The 6,360-nt window shown below is 61.1% G+C and carries 6 protein-coding genes; 3 read left to right on the forward strand and 3 right to left on the reverse strand.

Annotated features, from left to right (window positions below):
• Positions 1 to 12 precede the first annotated feature (12 nt).
• On the forward strand, positions 13 to 1,326 hold the full coding sequence (locus PHP59_RS04490) for an NCS2 family permease (protein WP_300164241.1): 1,314 nt from the start codon (positions 13 to 15) through the stop codon (positions 1,324 to 1,326).
• Between the two features lie 6 nt (positions 1,327 to 1,332).
• On the opposite strand, the gene PHP59_RS04495 is transcribed toward PHP59_RS04490, so the two are convergent.
• A complete protein-coding gene (locus tag PHP59_RS04495) occupies positions 1,333 to 1,809 on the reverse strand; it encodes a YbhB/YbcL family Raf kinase inhibitor-like protein (protein WP_300164243.1) in 477 nt (158 codons plus the stop codon).
• Between the two features lie 135 nt (positions 1,810 to 1,944).
• Between PHP59_RS04495 and PHP59_RS04500 the strand changes: the two genes are divergently transcribed.
• Positions 1,945 to 3,360 carry an MFS transporter gene (locus tag PHP59_RS04500; RefSeq protein ID WP_300164245.1) on the forward strand — a complete coding sequence of 472 codons (1,416 nt, stop codon included), beginning with the start codon at positions 1,945 to 1,947 and terminating at the stop codon, positions 3,358 to 3,360.
• A 65-nt stretch (positions 3,361 to 3,425) separates the two neighbouring features.
• On the opposite strand, the gene PHP59_RS04505 is transcribed toward PHP59_RS04500, so the two are convergent.
• Positions 3,426 to 3,884 (reverse strand): ferritin family protein, encoded by a 459-nt coding sequence (locus tag PHP59_RS04505; protein ID WP_366943722.1) that lies wholly within the window; start codon positions 3,882 to 3,884, stop codon positions 3,426 to 3,428.
• 126 nt (positions 3,885 to 4,010) lie between these two features.
• Between PHP59_RS04505 and PHP59_RS04510 the strand changes: the two genes are divergently transcribed.
• Positions 4,011 to 4,904, forward strand: coding sequence for an A/G-specific adenine glycosylase (locus tag PHP59_RS04510; RefSeq protein ID WP_300164247.1), 894 nt, complete (start codon positions 4,011 to 4,013; stop codon positions 4,902 to 4,904).
• Here PHP59_RS04510 and PHP59_RS04515 read toward each other — a convergent pair.
• Positions 4,837 to 6,360, reverse strand: a 1,524-nt coding sequence (locus PHP59_RS04515; RefSeq protein ID WP_300164249.1) for a WD40 repeat domain-containing protein, incomplete at its 5' end; no start/stop codon positions are given. The genes PHP59_RS04510 and PHP59_RS04515 overlap by 68 nt on opposite strands.

Raw genomic sequence — 6,360 nt, forward strand, 5'->3', positions numbered from 1 at the left:
GATCTATATCCTATGACAGAAAATGTTCTTGAACGCTATTTCAGGCTCAAAAAACACGGAACAACAGTACACCGTGAGGTCGTCGCCGGCCTCGTCACCTTCATGACAATGGCGTACATCATCGTCGTGAACCCGGCCATCCTCCAGGCCGCAGGCATGCCCTTCGGCCCTGCGATGGTCGCCACGATCCTCTCGGCCATCTTCGGCACCGCGATCATGGGCATCTATGCGAACCGTCCCTTTGCAATCGCCCCCTATATGGGAGAGAACGCCTTTGTCGCTTACACCGTCGTCGGCGTCCTCGGCTACTCCTGGCAGACCGCCCTTGGCGCCGTCTTCATCTCGGGCGTGCTCCTGACCCTGCTCACCCTGACGAAGTGGCGGTCGATCATGACCGAGGCCGTGCCCAATAACCTCAAGATCAGTTTTGCCGTCGGCATCGGCTTTTTCATCACCTTCATCGGCCTGGTGAACTCCGGGATTGTCGTCCTCGGCATCGAGGGTGCGCCTGTCCATGTCGGTGCGCTCAACTCCGCGCCCGTCGCCCTTGCGATCTTCGGCGTCCTCCTGATCGCCGCACTCATGATCCGGAAGGTGAAGGGCGCCATCCTCTTCGGCATCCTGGCCACCGCCCTCATCGCCTTCCTCACCGGCATCGCCACGCCCCCCGAGGCCATCTACAGCATGCCGCCCGACGTTTCGGAGGTCTTCCTCCAGCTCGACGTCTTCGGCGCCCTGACCTGGGGATTCTTTGCGGTCATCCTCACGATGTTCACGATGGACTTCCTGGACACGATGGGGACGCTCATCGGCGCCTCGGCAAAGGCAGGTTTCCTGGACGAGAACGGAAACCTCCCTGAGATCGAGAAGCCCTTCCTTGCCGACTCCCTGGCGACAGTCTTTGGCGCCGTCGCCGGCACGACCACGACAGGCACCTTCATCGAGTCCGCGGCTGGCATCGAGGCAGGCGGCAGGACCGGCCTGACCGCCCTTGTGGTGGCGGCCCTTTTCGGTCTCGGCCTCTTCTTCTCGCCGCTCTTCGGGGCGATCCCCGCGGCGGCGACAGGGCCGGCACTCATCATCGTCGGCCTCCTCATGATGGCGCCGATCCGGGGCCTGGACTTCCAGGACTATGCTGAGAGCATCCCGGCCTTTGCGGTCATCGTCCTGATGAGTTTCACCTACAACCTCGGGGTAGGGCTCTGTGCGGGTTTTGTCCTCTTCCCGCTCTTCAAAATCGTGCAGGGAAAGATCGAGGACGTCAAGCCCGCAGCATGGGTGCTCTTCGTCCTCTGTCTGCTCTTCTTTATCTTCTACCCCTACTAACTTTTTTTACCGGCCGTACAGGACGTAGGTCTCCCCGTACTGGGTGAGATGTCCTTTCATCGCCTCTTGAAGCGATTTTTTGTCGGCACCCGCCGGGAGGTCGAGCATGGAGTCAAGGCCGTAGACCCTGACGTCGTACCTGTGCTGTTCGCCCCGCGGCGGGCACGGGCCGTTGTACCCGATCTTTCCAAAGGAGTTCTTCCCCTGGCGAGCCTCGAACGGGAAGGAGATCTCGGCGTCCTTCGGGATCGCCTCAGGGATGATTCGCACGGGCTCGATGTTCCAGATCACCCAGTGCGTGAAGTCCCCGCCGTGCGGTGCGTCAGGGTCGTTGACGATCAGGGCAAGGGATTTCGTCTTCTCCACATCGACGCCTCCGATGGTGATGGCAGGCGAACGGTCGTCGCCGTCGCAGGTATAGTTGTACGGCAGTTTCAGAACGCTGATCTCGACGCTCAGTTTTCCTATCTGTTCTCCGATCATCCGGGTTCCCTCACCTCCCATCCCCGTCTGCCTCTATATAATGGTGTCCGCCATGTCCCCCGACACCCTCCCGGGAGAAGGATAAAGAGAGCGGAGATCAGATAAAAATAGATATTCCGTGAGTCTGGTGATTTCTTGAAGAGCCCATTTGATGTCGGAGATCCGCGGTATCATCTCTCTGTCACCGCCATCCTGAGTGCGGTCGTTGCCATGGTCATGTTCACCGAGGCGATGCTGGCGCCGGCCCTCCCGGCCATCCAGAACGAGTTTGCCATCTCGGGCGTCCTGAACTCGTGGATCCTGACAATCCCCCTCCTTGTCGCCGCCATCATCTCGCCGGTCATCGGGAAATGCGGCGACCTCTACGGCAAGAAGAGGATGATCCTCTTCTCTGTCATCGTCTATGCGGCGGGCGTCTTCGCGAGCGGGTGGGCCCCGGACATCTGGGTCCTCATCCTGTGTCGGGCGATGCAGGGGGTGGGCCTTGGTGTCCTGCCCCTCGGATACGCCCTGATCAGGGAACAGTTCCCACAGGAAAAAGTCCCTATCGCCATCGGGACGATCGCCGCGATGTTCGGTGCCGGTGCCTTCCTCGGCATCTTCATCGGTTCCTGGATCATCGAGCACTTCGGCTGGAGGACGACCTATCATGTGGCGGCTCCCGTGGTGTTCCTCCTCCTCATGGCGACGGCACTGGTCATCATCCCATCGCCCCGCGTGCAGGGTGCGGCGATCGATAGGCCAGGCGTGGCCACCCTCACCCTCTTCCTCCTCTCCATTGTACTGGCCCTCACCCTCGGTGGCCAGGGAGGGGGGATGTTGCCGGCTGTCCTCGTCTGTGCGGCCCTTGCCGTCGCCTTTGCCGCCCTCTTTGTCCGTGTCGAGAGGCAGTCGCCTGACCCGATGGTCGACCTTGCGATGATCATGAAGGCGCCGGTGGTCATCGCAATGACCATCGGGCTCATCGTGACCATGGCCACCTTCATGGTCATCCAGACTCTCCCCTATCTCATCGAGAGCCCGATCAGCCTCGGCCTGTCGCACTTTGCCGTTGGCCTGGTGATGATGCCAGGCGCCCTCGCCGACATGATCTGCGGTCCCCTCACCGGCGTCTTCATCAGGAGGCGAGGGGAGCGTGCCGCCATGCTCGTCGGGTCTGTGCTCTTCGCCGCGGGGGCCGTCTGCTATCTCCTCCTCGATCCCTCGATGGCGTCTCTCATCCTTGCGGGTGTCCTCTTCAACGCGGGGATGTCGGTCACCCTCACCGGCAACACTATCATCGTCGTCAGGTCGATGCGGCCCGAAGAGACCGGCATTGGGAGTTCGATCTACCATACGGCCCAGAACATGGGAGGGATGATCGGCCCGGTGATCGCGGGGATTTTCATCTCCCTCCATGTGGTGTCGGTGCCGGGATGGGACATACCTGTGCCCACCGGCGAGGCCTTCACCTCCATATTCAGCATGATCGTCCTTCTTGCCCTCTTTGTCATCCTCCTTGCCCGGCAGATCCGGGACAGCGAGGTGACGGCCACAGTCTCCGGGAAGTGATGACTGGCGCCGTCCCTCTCCCGTGCACTGTGTTGCATCAAAAAAGTGGGCCGGATCAGGCTTCCTTACCAGGCCTCGACAAAGGCCATCTCTGTATAGAGTTCTTCGAGTCGCACCTTGTGTCCCCGCTCCATCTTCGCCAGTTCGGTGAAGACCTGCTTCTGGGCCGGGTCGGTAATGAGTTCGGCAAACTGTTCGTACATCTCCATGGCGTCTTCTTCCCTCTTGATAGCATATTTCAGGCCGTCCAGAGGTTTCATGTCGGTCGTCGGCTGCGGGCGTTCGAAGGTGGACGAGACTTTGTAGTCCTTCGACTCGTCGAAGTGAAGTTCGCCGGCCTTTCCCGAGAGATAGCCCTCCAGGAGTTTCCTGTGCTGCTTCTCCTCCTCGGCAAGTTCCTCGAAGAGCGCTTTCAGGTTTGTGTCTTTCACCTTCTCCTGGACCGACTCGTAAAAGACATATGCCTCGACTTCTTTGTCGATCGCCCGGGACAGGATCTCTCTGTACGTATCAAGTTTCAGCATGGTCATCCCCCCCTGCATGGGAGACCAGATGACCTCCTGCCATATAGAGTGTTCCCCCGGGGGAGAGGTGCGAGGCCCTTCGCCGCCACCTCAACCTTTTTTTCGGCTGAAGCCCTTGATTATAGCGTGTCTACCGGAGGTACGGAATTTTCAGAGGAGCACGCGGTGCTGGTGGGGGAGTTCGAGAGGGCCCTGGCCGGAGAGGGGCCGGGTCAGGCGGCATGCCTCGCCCTCCGCAGCGTGATCTGCCACTACTACCGGCACCAGGGGCGGCAGATGGCATGGCGGGAGACGACAGACCCGTACAGGATCTTTGTCTCCGAGGTGATGCTCCAACAGACAGGGGTGGAGAGGGTGGGGCAGAAATATGCGGAGTTCATCGAGAAATTTCCGGATTTCCCTGCACTCGCCGCGGCCGAGCAGCGGGACGTCCTTGCCGTCTGGCAGGGTCTCGGCTACAACAGGCGGGCGATCGCCCTCCACCGCTCGGCACGGATCGCCATGGAGAAATTCAGCGGCGCCCTCCCCCGGACGATCGGGGAACTCAAGTCCCTCCCGGGCATCGGCCATGCGACGGCCTCGTCGATCGCGGCCTTCGCCTTCAATGCCCCGACTGTCTTCATCGAGACCAATGTCCGCCGCGTCTTCATCCACTTCTTCTTCAGGGGCAGGGAGGGGATCACCGACGCCGAGGTCCTCCCCCTTGTCGCTGAAACTCTCGACCCGGAGCACCCGCGGGAGTTTTACTGGGGAGTGATGGACTATGGCACCATGCTCAAGAAACGGTATCCCAACCCGAACCGGCGGAGTGCCTCCTATGCCCGCCAGAGCCGGTTCGAGGGTTCTGACCGGCAGGTCAGGGGCCGTGTAATCAGGGTGCTTCTCGGCGAGAGGCCCATGGGAGCGGCCGACCTCTTTGCGGGTCTGGAGGTTGACCGGGAAAAAGGAGAGATTATTCTTCAAAAAATGGTGGCTGAGGGATTTGTAGCGGAAGAGTCGGGAAAGTACCGCCTTCGGTAGTGTCGTTCCCGGCTTTCTCGTCTGCCGCCGTTTCGTTTCCGCCGGCACCGTTGTCGGCGGGCCCGTCTCCGGTTGCTTTGTCGTGCCCTTCACGCCAGAAGAGGTCGGGCAGTGGCATCTCCTCCTCTCCCGCCGGTTCCGTACCGTTCTCCTCTCCTTCTGCCATCATCCCGTACTTCGTGACAGGGTAGGGGGAGTGTCCCTCGAAGACCAGGCGGTCCTCGGGGTCGTAGCCGATAAACTCCGTCTTCATCACCTCGGCCCTGAGGGGGAACTGATCGATGGCGTCGGGGGCGACGGTGACGAGGCGTATGTTCCCGCTGCCGCCGTGGTCCTCGGCCCATTCCTTTTCAACGATCATCCTGACGGCGACCTGCGGACCGGTGCCCGTGTCCTGCTGCACGATACCGGCGATGGCGACGCCGTCGAACTCGTGGGCGATCTCGGGCACATAGTCCTCCCCATCGAGCAGGAAGGACCTGAGGAGGTAGGGGTCCTTGTTCTGGCCCGGTTGTTCGGCCGCTGCCATGCTCTTCATCTCCTGGGGTGCCGACATGTTCTCTGGGGCGGGTTCTTCCGGTGTGACGGGTTTGTCTGCCCCGCGGAGCAGGACCACTCCCTCTCCGCCTGTTCCTGTCCCGACGGCGATCTCTGTCCCGTCAGGGGTGATCGCTGTGCCGAAGACCGGGTGGCCGATGTCATAGGTCCGGACGACATCGCCGGCACGGTTGAATAGAGTGACGGTGTGGCCCGAGGACGCCGCAACATATGCTCCGTCGGAGGAGACTGCCACGCCATAGACCCTCTCTTGTGTGTTATACTTCCAGAGCACCGTGCCGTTCCTGTCGAAGAGATATACGAAGTAGTTCAACGACCCGGCCGCTACGTAATCTCCTTCAGGTGACACGGAGATGCTGGTCACCGCCTTCCCGGTGTCGAAGGTCCAGAGAGGGGTGCCCTGGTTGTCGAAGACAGAGACCAGCGCGTCCTTCCCTCCCGCGGCGATGACCGACCCGTCGAATGAGAGGGCAAGGGCCTTGGGGTCGTCCTCAAGGACCTGTGTCCACCGCCTCTTTCCGTCCGCGGTCAGGAGCACGACCTGGTTGTTGTCGTAACCGGCCGCGACATATTTCCCGTCTCCGGAAATGGCCGCACCGAACGTGTAGTAGTCGTCCTCGAATTGGCTTACGATCTTGCCGTTCCTGTTGAAGACTCTGACCTTGTCGGAGGCAACGGCGATGAGATTCCCGTCATGGGACGCAGACACCTGAAAGACAGGACATCCCGTGGGATAGTTCCAGAGTTCTTTCCCCTCGCTGTCAAGAAGCACGACTCCCCCGCTTTCCTGGGTCCCTGCGGCAACCAGGTTCCCGTCAGGCGTGATCGACGTGGAGACGACCCTGCTTCCGAGTGCTGTTTCCCAGGTCGGTTTATCGGTCTCCTCCGCCACGACGAG

The sequence above is a fragment of the Methanofollis sp. genome, from assembly GCF_028702905.1.
GTDB lineage: Archaea > Halobacteriota > Methanomicrobia > Methanomicrobiales > Methanofollaceae > Methanofollis.